This window comes from Bradyrhizobium sp. R2.2-H (assembly GCF_004346455.1).
GTDB lineage: Bacteria > Pseudomonadota > Alphaproteobacteria > Rhizobiales > Xanthobacteraceae > Bradyrhizobium > Bradyrhizobium diversitatis.
The window spans coordinates 86,157-105,269 of sequence record NZ_SMBR01000005.1 but is presented as its reverse complement, the minus strand read 5'-3'; the positions used below and the strand labels follow the sequence as shown (position 1 = coordinate 105,269).

The window sequence follows — 19,113 nt, the reverse complement described above, 5'->3', positions numbered from 1 at the left end:
TTTAGCGCCACGCAACCGGCGAGGTTTACGCAGCGGGCTTTGTCGTTTCTTGTTGCGACCGGCGAGTCAAAACCACTCGTGCCGACACAAGAGTCATGCCTGTGTAAGCTTCGATTGTGAAAGCACGATGTGGTGAAGGGTGCAGCGCATTACCATCGTGTGCCAATCCCGCAGGAAGGCGCCAAGATCTTTCATTATGACAGTCTTTCGCGAAGGGTGTGTGACGACGACGGTCGCGCCCGCGAGGAGTGGAATAGCCGAAACGCCAACCCAATTCGGGAAGCTCAATCGTCTTGAAAGAACAAGGTCCGAGCCGCAGCCTCCGGGGCAGTGGCGCTCCTTGTATGCATTATCCCAGTTGCCAACTTCACGCCGTTCGCCTTACATGCCGACAACTCGCCCGCGGAGAACGGGCAGGGCTGAAAATTGTACACATTCAAAGGGACGGAGCATGGCGCGCAACATATTGATTCTGGGGGCTTCCTACGGCTCCCTGCTGGGCACGAAGCTGCTGATGGCAGGGCATAACGTGACCCTGGTCTGCCGCGCCAAAACCGCGGAGCTGATCAACCGGGATGGTACCGAGGTGCGCATCAAGTTGCGCGACGAGGCGGTCCATCGGGCGATCTTCTCGCGCGACCTGCCCGGCAAGCTCGATGCGGTCACGCCGGCCAATGTCGACCTTTCCCGTTACGATCTGGTCGGCCTTGCGATGCAGGAGCCGCAATACACCAACCACACGGTGCGCGTTCTCATGGTCAAGATCGCCGCGGCAAAACTGCCGTGCCTGTCGATCATGAACATGCCGCCGCTGCCCTATTTGAAGCGGATTCCGGCGCTCGCCGACATGGATCTCGAGGAGGCCTACACCAATGCGCAGGTGTGGGAGCGGTTCGAGCCGGGTCTGGTGACGCTGTGCTCGCCCGATCCGCAGGCGTTCCGTCCGCCGGAAGAAGCCGCCAACGTGCTTCATGTCGGGCTACCCACCAACTTCAAGGCATCGGTCTTTGCCGACGAGAAGCACAACAAGCTGCTGCGCGAGCTCGAAGCCGACATCGACGCCGTGACGCTCGACGGCCACGACGTGCCGGTGAAGTTGAAAGCGTTCGACTCGCTATTCGTGCCGCTGGCGAAATGGTCGATGCTGCTGACCGGCAATTACCGCTGCATCACGCCCAGCGAACCGCAGTCGATCCGCGATGCCGTGCACGGCGATCTCAAGCGTTCGCAGACGATCTACGACCATGTCGATGCGATCGTCCGCCGGCTCGGCGCCGACCCGCAGGACCAGGTGCCGTTCGCGAAATACGCCAAGGCAGCCGAAAGCCTGCTCAAGCCGTCCTCGGCCGCGCGCGCGGTCGCGAGCGGTGCGCCCTTCATCGAGCGCGTCGACCTCCTGGTGAAACTGATCTCGCATCAGCTCGGCGTCCCGAACGCCGAGATCGACCGCACCGTCGACACCGTGGACCAGAAGCTGAACGAGAAGATCGTGCAGGGTGGATCGGGCGCGCAATAACGCGCCCGATCAGGGACGATTGAAGCCAGATCAGGCCGGTCACGCCGACCAGCGCGACCGCGCCGAGTGCGGGATCGCCTCTTTGCATCGCCGCTCAGTCCAGCTTTGGCCCGGCACTGTTCCCGCTGTGGCGCAAATTCAACGATAGTCGTTGCACCTCATGGCTACGCGATCGGGTCGCGCCCCCGCGCGCGCGGACGGCTGATATCACGACTGCGTGAGACGGCCGCAGCTGCTCGTCAGATCCCGGCGCTTCGCGGGCAAAGCGAGCCGATTTGACGCGAAATCAGCTCCCGCACGTGCAGGTCCTTCATTCGCGCAAACGTTGCATGCGCGCAGGACGGGCACGGCGTCTTGCCCAGCCAGAGAGAGATGAGCACCATATCTTTCTAGATCAGGTTTTTATTACCTGTTAGCCGGTCCGCTTGTTCCGGCTGTTCGCAATGCACCGAGAGCCAGACAAGAACAACAAGAATGGATCAGGCGATGCGGAGCGTCGTCCGCGCAGTGGAGGCGGGCGCGACGACGATGAAGGGCGTGATCGACGCCACCGGACTATCCCGTCTCAAGATCGAACGCGCGTTGAATGCGCTGGAGAAGCAGAAGCTGCTGGTCCGCGACGGACAGGGCTTTCGCGCGACCGGCCTGCCGAAGACGATCCGGCCGGCCCGGCAATGCGGATCGTGCAACGCCTGCTGCGATATCCTCGAAGTGGCCGCGGTCGACAAGCCGGTGAACCAGCTGTGTCGGCATTGGCAGACGGGCACGGGGTGCACGATCTACGACCGCCGCCCGCAAATGTGCCGCTCATTCGCGTGCGCCTGGCTGCAAGGCCATCTCGACGACGACTGGTTTCCCGAGACGGCCGGCCTCGTCGTGCATTTCAGCCAGGACGCCGTCAATGTCACCGTCGACGACGGCTGCCCGGATCGCTGGCGCGGGGAGCCATATTTCAGCAAGCTCGCCGAATGGTCGTTGAATGGCATCAGGCGGATCGGAAACCGCGGCTATGCCACCCTCGTCGTCTCCGCCACCGAGCGATTCCTGCTGCTTGGACGCACTATCGTTCCCGATCCGACGCCGTTCGGCACCGCCTTCCTGCCGCTCACGGCCGACACATTCCGATTCTGGAAGGCGACATCGCCGGAGCATTTGCAGCGGCTGCACGAGCGAATCGCCGAGATCGAGCGGATCAGGCAGGAATTCGGCTCCTGCGCGATCCCCGAGACCGAGGACGATGATCCGCAAGCCCCCTATCGGCCCGCGCTTCTACGGTTGTCGGGGCACGCCTGAACCCCGTCGTGGGCAACACGGCATGATTCGCCCGCGCCGCTCGACGCGCCGCGACGGGATTGATAAGCCCCAGTCCGCGCATGATGGGGACTTGAGTCGGGGACATGACGGTTGCGATCGAGATGGGGCAGACCACGGCAGGCGCCGCGGCCGCCATGGACCTCGAGGAACTGCTGGCGACCCGCCTCCTGGTGCAGGGCAATTCGGGCTCCGGCAAATCGCACCTGCTGCGGCGGCTCCTGGAGCAGAGCGCGCCGTGGGTGCAGCAGGCCATCATCGATCCCGAGGGCGACTTCGTGACGCTGGCCGAGCGCTTCGGCCATCTCGTGATCGAGGCCGAGGACCATACCGAGCGCGGCCTTCAGGTCGCGGGCGAGCGTGCCCGGCTGCACCGCGTCTCCACCGTGCTCAATCTCGAAGGGCTCGACGCCGAGAACCAGATGCGGCGCGCCGCAGCCTTCCTCGGCGGCCTGTTCGACGTCGACCGCGACCATTGGTATCCGATGCTGGTCGTGGTCGACGAGGCGCAGCTGTTCGCGCCGGCCGTTGCCGGCGAAGTCTCCGACGAGGCGCGAAAACTGTCGCTCGGCGCCATGACCAATCTGATGTGCCGCGGTCGCAAGCGCGGGCTCGCCGGCATTATCGCGACCCAGCGGCTGGCGAAGCTCGCCAAGAACGTCGCGGCGGAAGCCTCCAACTTCCTGATGGGACGGACCTTCCTCGACATCGACATGGCGCGCGCCGCCGATCTGCTCGGCATGGAGCGGCGGCAGGCCGAAGCCTTTCGCGATCTCGAGCGCGGACAGTTCATGGCGCTGGGACCTGCGCTGTCGCGCCGTCCGCTGCGCCTGAACATCGGCCCGACCGATACAAGTCCGCGCAATTCGACGCCGCGGCTGATGCCGCTGCCGGAGGCGATGCTGGAAGATGCGCGCGCGGTGATCCTGGCGGCACCACCGCCCGATGCCAGCCGGCCCCAGCGCCGCCCTGCGCCGGATCTGCTGGAGCAGCTTCGCGCAGCGAAGGCGGCCGCCGCGCCGGAGATCCGGCCCGAGGTGGCCGAGGTGCCGGTCAGCGCAGAAGAACTCGCCGAGCGGCGCGAACGCGTCGCCCGCACCTTGCGCGCCGTGCTGGCGGAGCCCGATGCCGGCTTCCGCGCCATCGGCGTGCTCTATCAGGAGTTCGTGGTCCGCTGCCGCATCGAAGGCCTCGGCGCGGCGGTGCCGGACCTCAACGAATTCCGCCGCATGCTGGCGCATGCGCGCGCCGGGCTGGGGACTGATCTCACTGAAGACGACGCCTGGCAGGACGTCGCGCTGCGCGCCTCGATCCTGCCCGACGACATGCAGGGCGTGTTCATGATGATCGCGCGCGCAGCCAAGGAAGGCTGGCCTTGTCCCGGCGATGCTGCGATCGCCCGCGCCTACGGCTCGCATTCGCTGCGCCGCGCGCAGCGGCTGCTCGGCTACATGGAGGAGCAGGGCCTGATCGTCTGCCAGCTCGACGGTGGCGGACGCCGGATCGTGACCTTGGTGGAGCTCGCCTGGGCGACGGCGCCGGGTGATCCCAACGCCGATGACTTGCCGGTGGAACAAGTCCAGAGCGCGGCTTCGCTCTGAACCGGTAGAATCAGGGACGTCTTGCCACGACGGCCTCGGTCGCATCGAAGCCTTCTACCGCGTCCGCGGAACGTCGCCCGTCGTCCGAGAACATGCGGCGATAGAGCACGATCGAGGCGAGCCATGCGATCGCGAACAGCGCGATCACGGCGAAGCCGACATTCGCCAGCGACTCGTTCAGGCCGTCGACCAAAGTCCACATGCCGCCGGAGAGACCGAGCCGATCGCTGATCAGGCCGAGCGCTTCGATGCCGCCGATGAACAGGGCGACCGCGACCGAGGCGCCGGTGATCGTGAGATTGTACCAGAGCTTGCGCAGGGGATCGACGAAGGCCCAGCGATAGGCGCTGACCATCAGCGCCGAATCGGCGGTGTCGACCAGCGCCATGCCGGCGGCGAACAGCGCCGGGAAGACCAGGACATCGGCGAGCGAGGCGCCGCGGGCGGCTTCGCTTGCGGAGATGCTGAGCAGGCCGATCTCGGTGGCGGTGTCGAAGCCGAGGCCGAACAGGAACCCGAGCGGATACATGTGCCACGGCTTCGTCACCAGGCGGAACAGCGGCCCGAGCAGCCGCGCCAGCACGCCGCGCCGGGCGAGAAGCGCATCAAGGCCTGCGGCATCGTGAACGCCCTGCTCTCGCGCCATGCGAAACGTCCGCCACAGGCCGGCGAAGATGGCGAGATTGATGGCCGCGATCACCAGCAGGAACAGCGCCGACACCGACGTGCCGATCAGACCGCCGATCTCCTTGAGCAGGCTGTCACCGCCAAGACTCACGACGCCGAGCGCCAGCAACATGGTCGCGACCACGACCACGGTGGAATGGCCGAGCGCGAAATAGAGGCCGACGCTGCGCGGCGCGCCGCCCGCCTGCATCAGCTTGCGCACGACATTGTCGATGGCGGCGATGTGATCGGCATCGACGGCGTGGCGGAGGCCGAAGACCCAGGCCAGCAGCGCCGTTGCCATCACCGTCGGCCGGTCGCCGAACAGCGAGAAGGCCCAGGCCCATGCGGCGACGTTGGCGGCGACGAGCCCGCCGAGCAGCACCACCGTTCCGGGCTCGGCCGCCCGCACCAATTTCGTCACGAAGTTCATTCCGTCCCGCCACACACCCTGTCGCGCCAACGGTATGATTTTTTCATAGATTGGTCACACTGGCTAGTCCCGGAGAGGGTTCGTCATGCCCGCTCAGCCGCCCGAGGGCGCGTCAGCGCCTTCGAAGTGCTACGCTGCCTCGGAGCCGCCGAGATAGGCATCGCGCACCCGTGGATCATCCTTCAGCGCCCGCGCCGGGCCTGACAGCACGATCCTGCCGGTCTGCAGCACATAGGCTTCATGTGCGATCTCGAGCGCGAGGCTGGCGTTCTGCTCGACCATGAACACCGAGACGCCCGCCTGGTTGATGCTGCGGATCAGTTCCAGCACGCGGTCGACGTAGAGCGGCGACAGGCCCATGGTCGGCTCGTCCATCACGATCATGCGCGGCCGGCTCATCAGCGCGCGCGCCATCGCCACCATCTGCTGCTCGCCGCCGGACAATGAGCCGGCGCGCTGCGACAGCCGCTGACCGAGCTTCGGGAACAGCGTCAGCATCCGGTCGAGATCCAGCGCTACGGCCTCACGGTCGTTGCGCACGAAGGCGCCCATCAGGATGTTCTCGCGCACGCTCATGTCCGCGAACAGCCGCCGCGCCTCCGGCACCGAGGCGATGCCGCGGCGGACGATCTGCGGCGTGGAGAGGCCGATCAGTGAGGCGCCGTCGAACGTCACCTCGCCCGAGCGCGGTTTGACCAGACCGAGAATGATCTTCATCGTCGTCGACTTGCCGCTGGCATTGCCGCCGAGCAGGCAGACGATGTGGCCGCGCGCAACCGTGATCGACAGGTCGAAATGCACCTGGGCCTGGCCGTAGAAGGTGTTGACGTTGAAGAGGGACAGCAGCGGTTCGGGCGAAGGATTCGTCATGCCGCACTCTCCTGCTCCGTCGTGCCTGATAGCCCGTGGCCGAGATAGGCCTCGATCACCTTGGGATCACCACGCACCTCTTCGCCCGGCCCTTCCGCGATCTTCTTGCCCTCGTCCATGACGACGACGCGGTCGGACAGGCGCATCACCATCTCTAGCTTGTGCTCGATCAGGAGGATGGTCAGCCCTTCCGCCTTCAGCTCGGCGACGAGGCCCTGCATCTCCGCGGTCTCCGTCGGGTTCATGCCGGCGGTGGGCTCGTCGAGCAGCAAGAGGCGCGGCCTCAAGGCGAGCGCCCGCGCGATCTCGACACGGCGGCGGTTGGCGTAGGACAGGCTGTAGGCGGGCTGGTCGATCCGCGGCAGCAGCCGCTCGCCGAAGCGGGCGAGAATGGCCTTCACCTCCTCGCGCAATCGTTCTTCTTCCGCCTTGACGCCGGCGGGCCGCAGCAGCGCAAGGCCCAACTCCAGCAGCGGGCCGATCACCGGCACCGTCGGCTTCACGGCACGCAGTCGCGTATGCGCGCCGATCAGAACGTTGTCCATGACGCTGAGATTGCCGAACACGCGCCCGAGCTGGAAGGTGCGGGCGATGCCTTCGGCCGCGAGCCGTTCCGGCGAGAGACCGGTGATGTCCTGGCCTTCGAAGCGGACAGTGCCGTCATCGGGCCGATCGAGCCCGGTCACGAGATTGAACAGTGTCGTCTTGCCGGCGCCGTTCGGGCCGATGATGCTGATGAGCTCGCCCTTGCCGAGGTCGAGATCGATCGCATCGACCGCGGTGAGGCCACCGAAGCGGCGCGTCAGGCCGCGCAGGGACAACATGGGCGCCTGCTGCTCCGCCATCAGATCGTCCCCAACAGGCCCTGCGGCCTGAACCGCACCAGCAGCAGCAGCACGATGCCATAGATCAGGATGCGGTACTCGGCCGCGATGCGGAAAAGTTCGGGCAAGCCGACCAACGCGACCGAGCCGACGATCGCGCCGACGACGTTGCCGAGGCCGCCGAGGATCACGACCGTCAGCGCCAGGATGGATTGCTGCGTGTTGAAGGTCTCGTGGTTGATGTAGGAATAGAGATGCGCGGCGATGCCGCCGCTGACGCCGGCGGAGAAACCGCCGAAGATGAAGGCCAGCGACTTGTAGCGGTTCAGGCTGAGGCCATAGGCACGTGCGGCAATGTCATCGTCGCGGATGGCGCGAAAGCTGCGGCCGAGATGCGAACCGAGCAGCCGTCCTTGCACCAGGGCCAGCACGAGCATCACCGCGAAGCTGAACCAGTAGACCGAGAGCGGGCTGATCAGGTCATAACCGAACAGCGACAACGGCGGGATGCCTGAAATGCCGATCGGACCACGGGTGACGCTCTCCCAATTCAGGATCACCAGCGAGACGATTTCGCCGATGGCGAGTGTCGCAATCGACACATAGTGCCCGCGCAGGCGGAACGACGGCGAGATCAACAGCGTGCCGAGCCCAGCACTCATCAGGCCACCGCCGATGACGGCAAGGCCGACCGGAACGGCCAGCGTCAGTGACAGCAGCGCGGAGGTGTAGGCGCCGATCGCGAGCAGCGCGGCGTGACCGAGCGAGACCTGGCCCATCGTGCCCGCCACCAGCGTCAGGCTGAGCGCGAGCATGCCGAGCAGCCAGGCGTTGATCAGGGTCTGGAGCACGTAGGAGGACACCGGGAAGAACGGCAGCACTGCGAAGGCAGCAGCCGCGACCAACAGGGCCCAGCGCGGAATGCGGACCGGACGGCTCGGCGCGATGAAGGTGCCGGTGAGCGGCTCGGGCGGAGCCTGCCGCGCGCTTGCGAACAGGCCGTTCGGGCGCAGCACGAGCACCATGACCAGCAGCAGGAACGCGAACAGATTGCGATAACTGGTGCCGAACACGGCGACACCGTAGCTCTCCACCAGTCCGAGCAGCAGGCTGCCGATCACCGCGCCCGGCACGTTGCCGGCGCCGCCGACCACTTCCGCGACGACGCCTTTGAGCGTCGCCTGCAGGCTCATCGCGGTGTCGATCTGATTGTAGTACATGCCGACCAGCATACCGGAGACGCCGCCGAGCGCGGCCGCGATGCCGAACACCGCCTGATTGACGCGGTTGACGTCGACGCCCATCTGCATGGCGGCGTCGCGATCCTGCGCGGTGGCGCGCACCGCCCAGCCGAGCTTGGTGTAGCGCAGGAACACGAACAGCAGCAGCGCGCTGGTGAGCCCGACGCCGGCGATCAGGAGGTCAAGGGGTCCGATGGTGCCGCCACCGAGCTGGAAGCGAACGTCCGGCAGCTGGCTCGGCAGCGCGCGCGGATTGGGCGAGAAGGTCAGCATCACCAATTGATCGAGCACGAAGCTGATGCCGATGGTCGCGAGCAGCGGCGCGATGCGCACCGAGTTCTGAAGCGGACGCAGGCCGAACCGCTCGATGATCAAGCCGACCATTGCGGCGGCCGCCGCCACCACGATGATGGTCAGCGGCAGCGGCGTGTGCAGCCGCACCACCGCGACCCAGCCGATATAGGCGCCGACCAGATAGATCGATCCTTGCGCGAAGTTGATCAGCCGGCTGACGCCGAAGATCAGCGCGAGCCCGACCGCAACGAGGGCGTAGACATTGCCGACGATCAGCCCGTTGATCGTGTAGTCGAGCCAGGAAGACACGCAGCGTTCCTATTGAAGGGAGAAAGCGGCCGGAGCGCCCGCTCCGGCCATCAGGTCAGGTCGGCTTGCCGTCCCACAGCGTGAACTGGCCCTTGCGCACCACGAGCTCGGCGTTCATGGCACCCTTGACGCGGCGGCTCTCGACGTCGAACGTCGCCTGGCCGTAGATGACGCTGGAGACGTCCTTCACCTTGGCGAAGGCGTCGCGGATGGCCCGGCGGTCGGTGCCGCCGATCTTCACCACGGCAGCGGCCATGTTCATCGCGTCATAGGAATAGGCGTTGAAGGCGTCGGGCTCCTGTCCGTTGTACTTGGCCTTGAAGCCCGCGATGAACTTCTTCACCTCTGGCCGCGGATCTTCCGGGAAATAACGCGTGCCGAGATGGACGTCCTCGACCGCTTCGCCGCCGAGTTCCAGGAATTTCGGCGAGTACACCGAGCTTGCCGCGCAGATCGTCTGCTTCAGGCCGACCTGGCGGGCCTGGCGGGCGATCAGTGCACCGTCGGAATAATAGGAGATCAGGATCAGCCCGTCCGGACTGGCGTCGCGCACGCGCACCAGCGTCGAGCGGAAGTCGCGCTCCTCCGCGATGTAGCCCTCGGTCACCGCGATCTCGGCGCCGTACTCCTTCGCCGCCTTGACGAAATGGTCGCGGCTGGTGCGGCCCCAGTCGGTGTTGAGGTGCAGCACCGCGAGCTTCTTCAGGCCGAGGCGCCTGACGGCATAGGACGCCAGCAGCGGCTGCTCGTCGGCCTGGCTGACGGACGTGCTCCACATGAAGTCGCCGCCCTTGGTGAAATCGGGGTGTGAGTTGGTGAAGCCGAACTGCACGAGGCCGCCGCGCTGATAGATCGGCGAGGCCGCCATCGAGGCAGGACTCGAGAAATCGCCGAGCTCCATGACGATGCGGGGATCGGAGACGAATTTCTGGGCGATCGCCACCGACTGGCGCGGATCGCTCTGGCTGTCCTCGAACTGGTAGGCCAGCTTGCGTCCGTTGATGCCGCCGGCGGCGTGAATCTCATCGAGCGCGAGGTCAAAGCCCTGCTTCCACTGGGCGCCATATTGCGCATTGGGCCCGGTCAAGGGGCCGCTGACGCCGAGCAGGATCGGTTCGGCGGATTGCGCCAAGGCGGCGCGCGAAAAGGCGGCTCCCGCCATCACGGCGGCGAGTGAGCCCCTGACCAGGGTACGGCGATCGATGTTGCTCATGCACGGCTCCATCCATTCAATGTTGAAACAGCAGCAATTCTCGTGCCGGTGAGATTGCCTATTTCGAGGGCTCGCCGAGCGACAGCATCAGCCGGTTCGCCCAGTTGAAGAACGAGGCGCCATTGATGACGTCGACGATCTCGGCATCGTCGAGGCCCGCACGGCGCAGCTCCTCGATATTGTCGGGACCGAACGCGATCGGCGTCGCGGCCAATGCCACGGACGCCTTGACCACGGCATTCCAGCGTTCGCCGAGATCGGCCTTGATGCCTTCGTCGAGCAGGCGCTGCACGTCGTCGCGGCGTTTGGAGTAGGTGCTCGCGAACCGCGCATGCACGGAGGCGCAGTAGATGCAGCCGTTGTAGCGCGAGGTCGCAGCCGCCGCGAGCTCGCGCTCCGCGCGCGGCAGGCCGTCGGCGACGTTGTAGAAGATGTCCTTGTCGGTCCTGGTGCGGGCCTCCAGCACCTCGGGATCGCGCACCAGGAGCCGGAAATATTCCGACTTGGCGCGGGCGCGGTCGACCAGACCGGCGAAGTGCCGTTCGGTCAGCTCGGTCTCGGGCAGCGGATCGATCCACGAGACCCAGCCGAGCTCGTCCTGGGTGAAGACGACCGGCGGATTGACGGTGCTCATGATGCGACCTCCTGGGCGTATGCCGCTGCGAGCGTGCGCAATCCGCTGACGACGCGCACCTGGAACGACAGGAACGCAACGAGCTGGGAGAACGTGACGATGCCGGTGGGCGACCAGCCGGCCGTCAGCAGCGCCTTCATGTCGGCGGACGCAGCATCGCGCGGGTGGAACACCAGGAGATGCGCGTGCTCCAGTGCCGCGACCAGCCGGGCGCCGAGGACAGGTTTGCGCTCGGCGCTGACGCGATAGATCAGCCCGGCCTTGTTCTCGATCGACAACGGACCGGCCGGATAGGCGCCGTACGGCCCGGACGTCCTGCCGCGCGCGATCTCGCCCTTGATCGCTTCGAGCAGGGGCGCTCCATCCGCGCTCGTGGCAAGCTTCTCGCGATAGAAGGCGGCGACGGGGGACTCGCCATGAAGCCCGGTCACGAAGGCCGCGACCGCCGCGCGCTCGGAAAGCGAGAACTCGCTCGAATCGGTCGGATCGAACAGCGAGAGATAGCTCTTCTGCGCGTTCTCGCGCGCCTGCGGACGCCGCGCGCGGATGGCGTCGAGAACCGATCCCGGCTCGATCCCGGCGAGCGTGTCGATGATGTCCAGTGTACCCATCAGTCAGCCTCGTGCAGCGCGAACATGTTTCATTCCGGCTAGCCCGCCAGCGCCACTTCGGGTGCCGTCCGGGTCCAGCCCAGCGCCGGCGCGACCTTGTCGGCGACGAGCTCGATCGATCGCAGCACATAAGGATGCGGCGCATCGACCGAGTGCACCTGGAAGACGAGATCGGTCACCCGCTCGAGCGTGGCATCGGTGCGGAGCGAGGCGATCACCTCATCGGCGGCGCCGACATGGGTGTCGAACGCAGTGATCATCTCCTCCAGCGTCTCGCCCGGCCTGGCGTGACCTCCCTTGAGGAACTGCGGCAGCGCGCGCCGCAGTCCGATGTCTGCGAAGCGCATCGCCTCGCGATGGTCGTCGGCGACGAAGACGCTGCGCGAGGCCATGATGCGGGGCTCGCATCCCGGCGGCAGCGCTGCGAGATAGGCATCGATGATCGGGTTCTGGATCTCGGCGAGCGTGGCTTTCGGCGCCTCCTTGGCCCGCGGCTGGGTGCGCGACAGCAACAGGCCGTCGCCGGCCTTGCCGGCGCGGGCACCGCCCGCGACCGAGAATGTCGCCTGCCAGATGCGCTTGTCCAATTGTGGCCGCAGCGGATAGAGCGTGTCGCCCCCGTCGAGCGGCTGGCCGACCAAGGCCGTGCGAACGATTTCGAGATTGCGCGCAAAGATCTCGTTGCGCTGCGCGCTGTCGAGGCCGAAAGCGGCAAAGGCCGAAGGATTGCCGCCGGTGCCGACACCGAGCTCGAAGCGGCCGTTGCAGAGCAGATCGAGCACCGCGGCGTTCTCCGCAACCCTGACCGCATTCTCCAGCGGCAGCGTGACGATGCCGGTGCCGAGGCGGATGCGCGAGGTCTGCGCGGCGACGTAGCCGAGGAACGTGAAGGGCGATGGCAGGCCGCCCTCGCGCTCGTGAAAATGATGCTGCGCGATCCATGCGGAATCGAGCCCGGCCTTCTCGGCGTGCACGATCTGCTCGGCCGCAAAGCGATAGCGGTCCGCCGGCGGCGCCTCGTCGAGCAACCGCGTGAAAAATCCAAGTCTCTTCGGCTTTGCCGACCGTGTCATGCCCACCATCGTTCGCTCACGAGCCTCCGGAGTCCAGTCTCTTGCCGTGCCATCACTCAGCCTTGCCCCCGGTCTCTATTTCCGCGAAGACGCGCCGTGCGACGCGGACTGCGTCCAGAGTCGCCGGCCAGCCGCAATAGGGCCCGGTGTGGATCAGGATTTCCCGGATTTCCTCCCGCGTAAAGCCGTTCCGTATTGCGCCGCGCAGGTGGATCGCGAGCTCGTGAGGCCGGTTGAGCGCCGTCAACATCGCGAGATTCATCATCAGCCGCGCCTTGATGTCGATGCCCGGGCGCTTCCACACCGTGCCCCATCCGGCCTCGGTCATGACCTCCTGCATGGCCATCGCGAAATCGTCGTTCTGCGCTTCCGACCAGGCGCGGTCGACATAGTCGTCCCCGAGCACCTTGCGTTTCAGCGCCATGCCCTCGTTAAAATGAGCCGACGTCATCTCGTCCATCTCCTTGCGGAACCCTGCCTCGCGCAAACCTGTGTCGTCGTCCCGGACTGCCTATGCATTGCCGACCGCCACATGTGCGGAAGGCTCCACCCAGCGCTGCCCCGGGATCGAGCCGAGCAGCAATTGCGTATAGGAATGCTCGGGCCCGGCGAACACGGACGCCGTCGGCCCCTGTTCGACGATCCGTCCGTTCTGCATCACCGCGACGAAGTCGCAGATTTGCGCGGTGACGCGCAGATCATGGGTGATGAACACCAATGAAATGCCGAGCCGCTGACGCAGCTCGGCGAGCAGATCCAGCACCTGCGCCTGCACGATGACGTCGAGCGCGGAGACCGGCTCGTCGGCCACAACCACCTTTGGCTCGAGCGCCAGCGCACGTGCAAGGCCGATGCGCTGGCGCTGGCCGCCGGAGAACTCATGCGGATAGCGCTCCAGCGCGGCGGGATCGAGACCGACCATGGTGAACAGCTCGGCCGCCCGTGCGTAAGCGGTGCTGCGGGGAACACCGAGCTCGAGCAAGCCCTGAGCCACCAGATCGCGCGCCCGGCGCCGCGGATTGAGCGAGGCGAAGGGATCCTGGAAGACCATCTGCATGGCCTGCGAACGCTTGCGCAATTCGCGCGGCTTGAGCGCGCCGTAATCGATGCCGTCCAGCCAGATCTTGCCTGCGTCGGGTTCGAGCAGGCGGACGATGCAGCGCGCCAGCGTCGACTTGCCCGATCCGCTTTCGCCGACGACGCCGATCGCGGCGCCGCGCGGCAATTCCAGACTCACCTCGTTGACGGCCAGCGTCTGCCGTTTGCCGAAGCCGAACAGGCCCGGTGAGGCGTAGACCTTCGAGACCTTGTCGAGCACCAGCACGTTGTCCTGAGCCTGCGGGCGCGGCGGCGGCGCGATCAGCTTCGGGACCGCGGCGATCAGCCGGCGGGTATAGGGATGCTTCGGTGCCCCGAGCACCTGCTGCGCCGTGCCCTGCTCGACGATGCGGCCGGACTGCATCACCGCGACGCGATCGGCGATATCGGCGACGACGCCGAAATCATGGGTGATGAAGAGCACGCCCGTGCCGGTTCTGGCCTGAAGCTCGCGGATCAGGGCGAGGATCTGCGCCTGCGTGGTGACGTCGAGCGCGGTGGTCGGCTCGTCGGCGATGAGCAGGCGCGGCTTGAGCGCCAGCGCCATCGCGATCATCGCGCGCTGACGCTGCCCGCCGGAGATCTGGTGGGGGTAGGACCGCATGACGCGCTCGGGATCGCGGATGTGAACGCTTTCGAGCAACGCAAGGACGCGGGCGCCGATCTGCTCGCGGCCGAGATCGGTGTGAAGCTCGAACACTTCGGCGATCTGCCGTCCGATCCGCTTGATCGGATTGAGTGTCGTCATCGGGTCCTGGAAGATCATGCCGATGCGCGCGCCGCGAATGCGGCGCATCGCGCTTTCCGGCAGGGAGGCGAGATCCTGCCCTTCGAACAGGATGCGGCCGCGCGCAATCGAAGTCGAAGGCGGCAGCAGGCGCATCACGGCGCTTGCCGTCATCGACTTCCCCGAGCCGCTTTCGCCGACGACGCAGACGACCTCGCCGGGCTTCACGTTGAGCGAGACGCACTCGGCGGCGAATGCGCGATCGGCCCCGGGTGGAAGGCTCACCGCGAGGTCGTCGAGTTGGAGCAGCGGCGCATCGCGGTCCGCACTGACTGACAAGCCCATCGCACTCACGCCGCAACCCCCGCGATCGTCATAAGCCTTTGATGATCTCCAGCAGGCCCGGGTCCGATGATGTCCATAGCTTCCGCCCTGCACAAGGCGGCATTGTGCAAGGCTGCTACGTCGTTATTCGGCCCTTCGCAAGCCGGAGGCCGGAACACGCGCCGTGCGGCTGAAATCGGAAAATCCATTCTCTGCCCGGCGCCGCGCATGGAAGCGATCAACCTCCGACACGGGCGCGCGGCGGCGACGCTTGAATCGGCTCCGGCCGCGCCGGATCGGACGACACGTCGGGCACCGCAAGCATGGCTTCGAGCTGCCGTTGATAGGGCGCGCAAGACAGCTTGCGCTTCGCAAGCCAGGTATCCTCGAACAGCGTGCTGCGATAGCGTTCGCCGGAATCGCACAGGATCGTGACGAGCGCGCCGCGCTCGCCGGCCGCGGCCATCTCTTGCATGATCAGCAGTGATGCCCAGAGGTTGGTGCCGGTCGATCCGCCGCAGGACCTCCCGATGAACCGGGACATCACGCGCGCCGCGGCGATGCTCGCCGCATCCGGCACCGCGATGGTACGCTCGATCAGGTCCGCGACAAAGGAGGCTTCGACCTGCGGCCGGCCGATGCCCTCGATCACCGAACGGCCCCGCCACGTCCGCACGTTCCGGTCGGCCATGTGTCGGTGGTAGACCGATTCCACGGGATCTGCGAGGCAGAGCCGCGTGGCGAGACCGCGATAGCGGATGTAGCGGCCGATCGTCGCGGCCGTGCCGCCGGTGCCGGCGCCGCACACGACCCAGGTCGGAACGCGATGCTCTTCCTCGGACATCTGATGGAAGATCGACTGGGCGATGTTGTCGACCCGCCAGTCGACCGCGCGCTCGGCAAAGGTGAACTGGTCGAGATAGCAGCCGCCGGTCCCATCGGCGATGCGGATCGCAGCGGCATAGATCTCGCCGGGCTCGTCCACGAGATGGACCTCTCCGCCGTTCGCGACGATCTCGGCCTGCTTCTCCGCCGTCGTCGTGCTCGGCATCACCGCGATGAAGCGCAGGCCGAGGAGGCGCGCGAAATAGGCTTCGGACACGGCCGTCGAGCCGCTGGAGGCCTCGACCACCGTCGAGTTCGGGCCGATGCGCCCGTTGCAGAGCGCATAGAGGAACAGCGAACGCGCAAGGCGATGCTTGAGGCTGCCGGTCAGATGCGTCGTCTCGTCCTTCAGGTACAACGTGAGGCCGGGCATGCTGGGCAGCTCGACCTTGAGCAGGTGCGTCTCGGCGCAGCGTGTTCGTTCCATCTCGATGCGGCGTATCGAGGCGTTGACCCATTCACGACAAGGCGGCGTCATCGGCGAAACTCTTCCAGCTATGTCGCGAGCGTAGCGAAGCCGGGCCGCAGTTTGCTTGCTTCCTGCCGCCTTTGACGGCAGCGTGACGAATTTTTTTGCTCGCAAATGCGAATATCCAGCAATAGCATTGTCGTGGAATTGAGCTCGGCAACACGAAACTTCCACTCCCTTCGCTGCATTCGGAGACCGCATGCTCGACGAACTCGATCGCAAGATACTGGCGACGCTCCAGGTGGACAGCAGCCTTTCCGTGCAGGAGGTCGGAGACCGGGTCGGACTGAGCTCGACGCCGTGTTGGCGCCGGATCCAGAAGCTGGAAAGCACGGGCTACATCCGCCGCCGCGTCGCCTTGCTCGACGCCGACAAGCTCAATCTCGGTGTCAGCGTCTTCATCGCGGTCAGGACCAACCAGCACAACGCCGAATGGGCGGCGCGCTTCAAGAAGACCGTGATCAGCTTTCCGGAAGTGGTCGACTTCTTCAGACTCAGCGGCGACGTCGACTATCTGATCCGCGCGGTCGTGCCGGACATCGCCGCCTATGACGACCTCTATCAGCGGCTGATCGCGAAAATCGATCTGCACGACGTCTCGTCGATGTTCGCGATGGAGCAGATCAAGTCCACGACCGAACTGCCGCTGATGTATGCCTCGACCGGCCGCGGCCGCGAGGGCTCGTCGCGGCACTCGGCGGCGATGTGAGTTCGCCGCTTCAGCGCGCGACGGCGGCCGGCTTGTAGCCTTCGTTCGGATCCGACACGTCGTAGGCGGCGAACTGCTCGTAGAAGACGTCCGCGTCGGCCTGGAACAGATCGCGCGATATCGCCTGCACCAGCGCCGAGACGCCCCAGGGCATGCCGTTGATGCCGGTGCAGATCGGCCCCTCACTCATGAGGCCGGCACCGTTGAGCAGATGCAAATTGCGCAAGGCCCGATCCGCCTCCGAGGTTCGCCCCACCGCCTGGATGCCCGGCGTCAGGTACGGATAGTTTGCGATGTGGGTGTCGACCCGATCGGAGCCCGGCGTGAAGCGATCCCTCCAGAACAGCATGTCCGGAACGAGGGGCGCCAGATAGGGCACGTTGGCGAGGTCGACCTTGAAGCCGGTGCCGAGGATGGCGAAGTCGGCCTCGAAGGTGCCGTTCGGCGTGGCGATCGCAAGTCCGTCGCCGGCCGCCTGCATCGCAGTCCAGCCGTCCGAGAGCCTCAGGTCAAGATTGGCGTGCGCGCGGCAGCGCTCCAGCGTGTCGGCAGGCGGCGGGGTCGGGAGCGCGAAATAGCGGCGCATGAAGCGCAGCTTGCGCGCATCGTCGAGCATGCGGAAATTGCGGAAGAAGCCGGCGAATTCGAGATAGCGCAGTGCGCTCACCTCCGGCAGGCGCGGCCGCCGCACCGAATGCCGGACTTCGCGCGCGCCGGCCTCCAGTGCAGTCGCGGTGTTGTCGAACGCCGAGGCGCCGGCGCCGAGCACGGCAACTCGCTTGTCCTTCAACGCCGCAAAATCGACCGGCTCGGAACTGTGCGCCCATAGATGCCGGGGCGCGCCATGCGCGAAATCCGGGATGTTGGGGCCGCCGGCACCATCGATGCCGGTGGCAACCACCACCTTGCGCGCCACCACGACGCGCGAACCGCGCGGCGTCTCCAGCGTCACACGCAAGGCCTCGCCCGCGTATTCGATCCGCTCGACGCTGGTGTTGTTCTCAACCGGCAGCGCGAGATAGTCGCGAAGCCAGAGCAGATATTCCATCCACTCTTCCTTCGGGATGCGCACCAGTTCGTCCCACGCCCCGGCGCCCTTGCGCGCTTCGTACCAGGAACGGAATGCGGCCGCGGGCAAGCCGTTGTCCGGCCCGGTCAGCTCCTTGACGGTGCGCAACGTCCGCATCCGCGCCCAGGTGACCCAGGGCCCCTCCTGGCCGGGATCGCAGCGATCGACCAGCAGGACGTTGGTGATCTGCTCGCGCAGCAGCCCGAAAGCCGCCGCGATACCCGCCTGCCCGGCGCCGACGATGAGAACGTCGACCATCGAGGTGCCGTCCTCGGCCTGGTGCTGCAACGGCCAGGCGCGCGCCGGGTAGGAAAACAGCTTCATCTCGTGGCCGAGCCTGTCTTCCAAAGCCTTCAGGGAGCTGTTCATGTCGATGCCGTCTGTTCGGATGGGGTTTCGATCAACGGCGCCTGCGCCTTGGATCGAAGGTTTCATTGAGCGCCTCGCCCACGAGATTGATGGCGATGACGGTCACGAAGATCGCGATTCCCGGAAACACCGAGAGATAGGGCGCGCTACGCAGCGCCGGCCGGCCGATGGCGACCATGCCGCCCCACGAGATCACGTTGGGGTCGCCGAGCCCGAGAAAGGACAGCCCTGCTTCGAGCAGCACGGCGGTGGCCACCATGATCGAGCTCGTGACGATCACCGGCGACAGGCAATTCGGCAGGATCTCGGCGAAGATGATCCTGGCCGGGGGCACGCCGACGAGGCGACAGGACAATACGAATTCGCGGTTACGCAGCGACATGAACTCGGCACGCACCAGACGCGCGATCGGCGGCCAGGACACCACCGCAATGGCGCCGATGATGGCGCCGATCGACGGCTCGAGGATCACCACGAGCGCGATCACGAAGATGAAGTTCGGCGGGGTCTGGAAAATCTCGGTGATGCGCATCAGGAGATCATCGACCCAGCCCTGCACATAGCCGGCGATGGCACCGATCAGGATACCCACCGCGATCGCGGCGGCGGTCGCGGCGACCGCGACGATCAAGGACACGCGCGCGCCGTAGAGCAGGCCGGCGACGACATCGCGCCCGAGCGTGTCGGTGCCCAGAGGCGTCGCCGTGCTCTGGAACGGCGGCGTATAGGGCGTGCCGACCGCGGGCCAGGGTCCCTCGGGAAACAGCAGCGGCGCGAACACCGCCGCCGCCAGAATCGCGAGCAGGATGGCACAACCGACCAAGACCTGCGGCCGCCCCCACGGCGTCTGCCGGAATGCCCGCAAGG

General features: G+C 66.3%; 17 protein-coding genes. 4 read left to right on the top strand and 13 right to left on the bottom strand.

Annotation, left to right across the window (positions count from 1 at the left end; all coding sequences use genetic code 11):
- Positions 1-451: 451 nt before the first annotated feature.
- The 3 genes from EDE08_RS14565 (at position 452) to EDE08_RS14555 (ending at position 4,428) form a co-directional block, all read left to right on the top strand.
- Entirely contained in the window at positions 452-1,516 is a 1,065-nt protein-coding gene (locus tag EDE08_RS14565) for a ketopantoate reductase family protein (protein ID WP_131869522.1), read from the top strand.
- 486 nt (positions 1,517-2,002) lie between these two features.
- A complete protein-coding gene (locus EDE08_RS14560; RefSeq protein WP_502700600.1) occupies positions 2,003-2,809 on the top strand; it encodes a CxxCxxCC domain-containing protein in 807 nt (268 codons plus the stop codon).
- A gap of 104 nt (positions 2,810-2,913) precedes the next feature.
- The gene (locus EDE08_RS14555) at positions 2,914-4,428 is read left to right on the top strand and encodes a helicase HerA domain-containing protein (RefSeq protein ID WP_131869520.1); all 1,515 of its coding nucleotides are present in this window, start codon (positions 2,914-2,916) and stop codon (positions 4,426-4,428) included.
- A gap of 10 nt (positions 4,429-4,438) precedes the next feature.
- Here the strand turns inward: EDE08_RS14555 and EDE08_RS14550 are convergent, their stop codons facing one another.
- From EDE08_RS14550 to EDE08_RS14500, 11 genes are all read right to left on the bottom strand, one after another.
- Positions 4,439-5,527: a HoxN/HupN/NixA family nickel/cobalt transporter gene (locus EDE08_RS14550; protein ID WP_131869519.1), complete on the bottom strand. Its 1,089-nt coding sequence runs from the start codon at positions 5,525-5,527 to the stop codon at positions 4,439-4,441.
- A gap of 129 nt (positions 5,528-5,656) precedes the next feature.
- Positions 5,657-6,397, bottom strand: coding sequence for an ABC transporter ATP-binding protein (locus tag EDE08_RS14545; protein ID WP_131869518.1), 741 nt, complete (start codon positions 6,395-6,397; stop codon positions 5,657-5,659).
- Positions 6,394-7,242, bottom strand: coding sequence for an ABC transporter ATP-binding protein (locus EDE08_RS14540; protein WP_165935961.1), 849 nt, complete (start codon positions 7,240-7,242; stop codon positions 6,394-6,396). The genes EDE08_RS14545 and EDE08_RS14540 overlap by 4 nt, the downstream gene beginning before the upstream one ends.
- Positions 7,242-9,065 carry an ABC transporter permease gene (locus EDE08_RS14535; protein WP_131869516.1) on the bottom strand — a complete coding sequence of 608 codons (1,824 nt, stop codon included), beginning with the start codon at positions 9,063-9,065 and terminating at the stop codon, positions 7,242-7,244. The genes EDE08_RS14540 and EDE08_RS14535 overlap by 1 nt, the downstream gene beginning before the upstream one ends.
- A gap of 55 nt (positions 9,066-9,120) precedes the next feature.
- Positions 9,121-10,278, bottom strand: coding sequence for an ABC transporter substrate-binding protein (locus EDE08_RS14530; protein WP_131869515.1), 1,158 nt, complete (start codon positions 10,276-10,278; stop codon positions 9,121-9,123).
- Between the two features lie 58 nt (positions 10,279-10,336).
- A complete protein-coding gene (locus EDE08_RS14525) occupies positions 10,337-10,912 on the bottom strand; it encodes an alkylhydroperoxidase domain protein (RefSeq protein WP_131869514.1) in 576 nt (191 codons plus the stop codon).
- The gene (locus tag EDE08_RS14520; RefSeq protein WP_165935962.1) at positions 10,909-11,523 is read right to left on the bottom strand and encodes a CMD domain protein; all 615 of its coding nucleotides are present in this window, start codon (positions 11,521-11,523) and stop codon (positions 10,909-10,911) included. The genes EDE08_RS14525 and EDE08_RS14520 overlap by 4 nt, the downstream gene beginning before the upstream one ends.
- 38 nt (positions 11,524-11,561) lie before the next feature.
- Complete coding sequence (locus EDE08_RS14515) at positions 11,562-12,596, bottom strand: putative FMN-dependent luciferase-like monooxygenase (protein WP_131869512.1); 1,035 nt, start codon at positions 12,594-12,596, stop codon at positions 11,562-11,564.
- A gap of 52 nt (positions 12,597-12,648) precedes the next feature.
- Complete coding sequence (locus tag EDE08_RS14510) at positions 12,649-13,047, bottom strand: carboxymuconolactone decarboxylase family protein (RefSeq protein ID WP_131869511.1); 399 nt, start codon at positions 13,045-13,047, stop codon at positions 12,649-12,651.
- 60 nt (positions 13,048-13,107) lie between these two features.
- On the bottom strand, positions 13,108-14,760 hold the full coding sequence (locus EDE08_RS14505) for an ABC transporter ATP-binding protein (RefSeq protein ID WP_245524793.1): 1,653 nt from the start codon (positions 14,758-14,760) through the stop codon (positions 13,108-13,110).
- 223 nt (positions 14,761-14,983) lie between these two features.
- The gene (locus tag EDE08_RS14500) at positions 14,984-16,108 is read right to left on the bottom strand and encodes a PLP-dependent cysteine synthase family protein (protein ID WP_131869509.1); all 1,125 of its coding nucleotides are present in this window, start codon (positions 16,106-16,108) and stop codon (positions 14,984-14,986) included.
- Between the two features lie 190 nt (positions 16,109-16,298).
- Between EDE08_RS14500 and EDE08_RS14495 the strand changes: the two genes are divergently transcribed.
- Positions 16,299-16,808: an Lrp/AsnC family transcriptional regulator gene (locus tag EDE08_RS14495; RefSeq protein ID WP_061026987.1), complete on the top strand. Its 510-nt coding sequence runs from the start codon at positions 16,299-16,301 to the stop codon at positions 16,806-16,808.
- A gap of 10 nt (positions 16,809-16,818) precedes the next feature.
- Here EDE08_RS14495 and EDE08_RS14490 read toward each other — a convergent pair whose 3' ends face one another.
- Both EDE08_RS14490 and EDE08_RS14485 read right to left on the bottom strand, forming a co-directional pair.
- A complete protein-coding gene (locus EDE08_RS14490) occupies positions 16,819-18,246 on the bottom strand; it encodes an NAD(P)-binding domain-containing protein (RefSeq protein WP_165935963.1) in 1,428 nt (475 codons plus the stop codon).
- Between the two features lie 31 nt (positions 18,247-18,277).
- On the bottom strand, positions 18,278-19,111 hold the full coding sequence (locus tag EDE08_RS14485; RefSeq protein WP_502700609.1) for an ABC transporter permease: 834 nt from the start codon (positions 19,109-19,111) through the stop codon (positions 18,278-18,280).
- Positions 19,112-19,113: the final 2 nt, after the last annotated feature.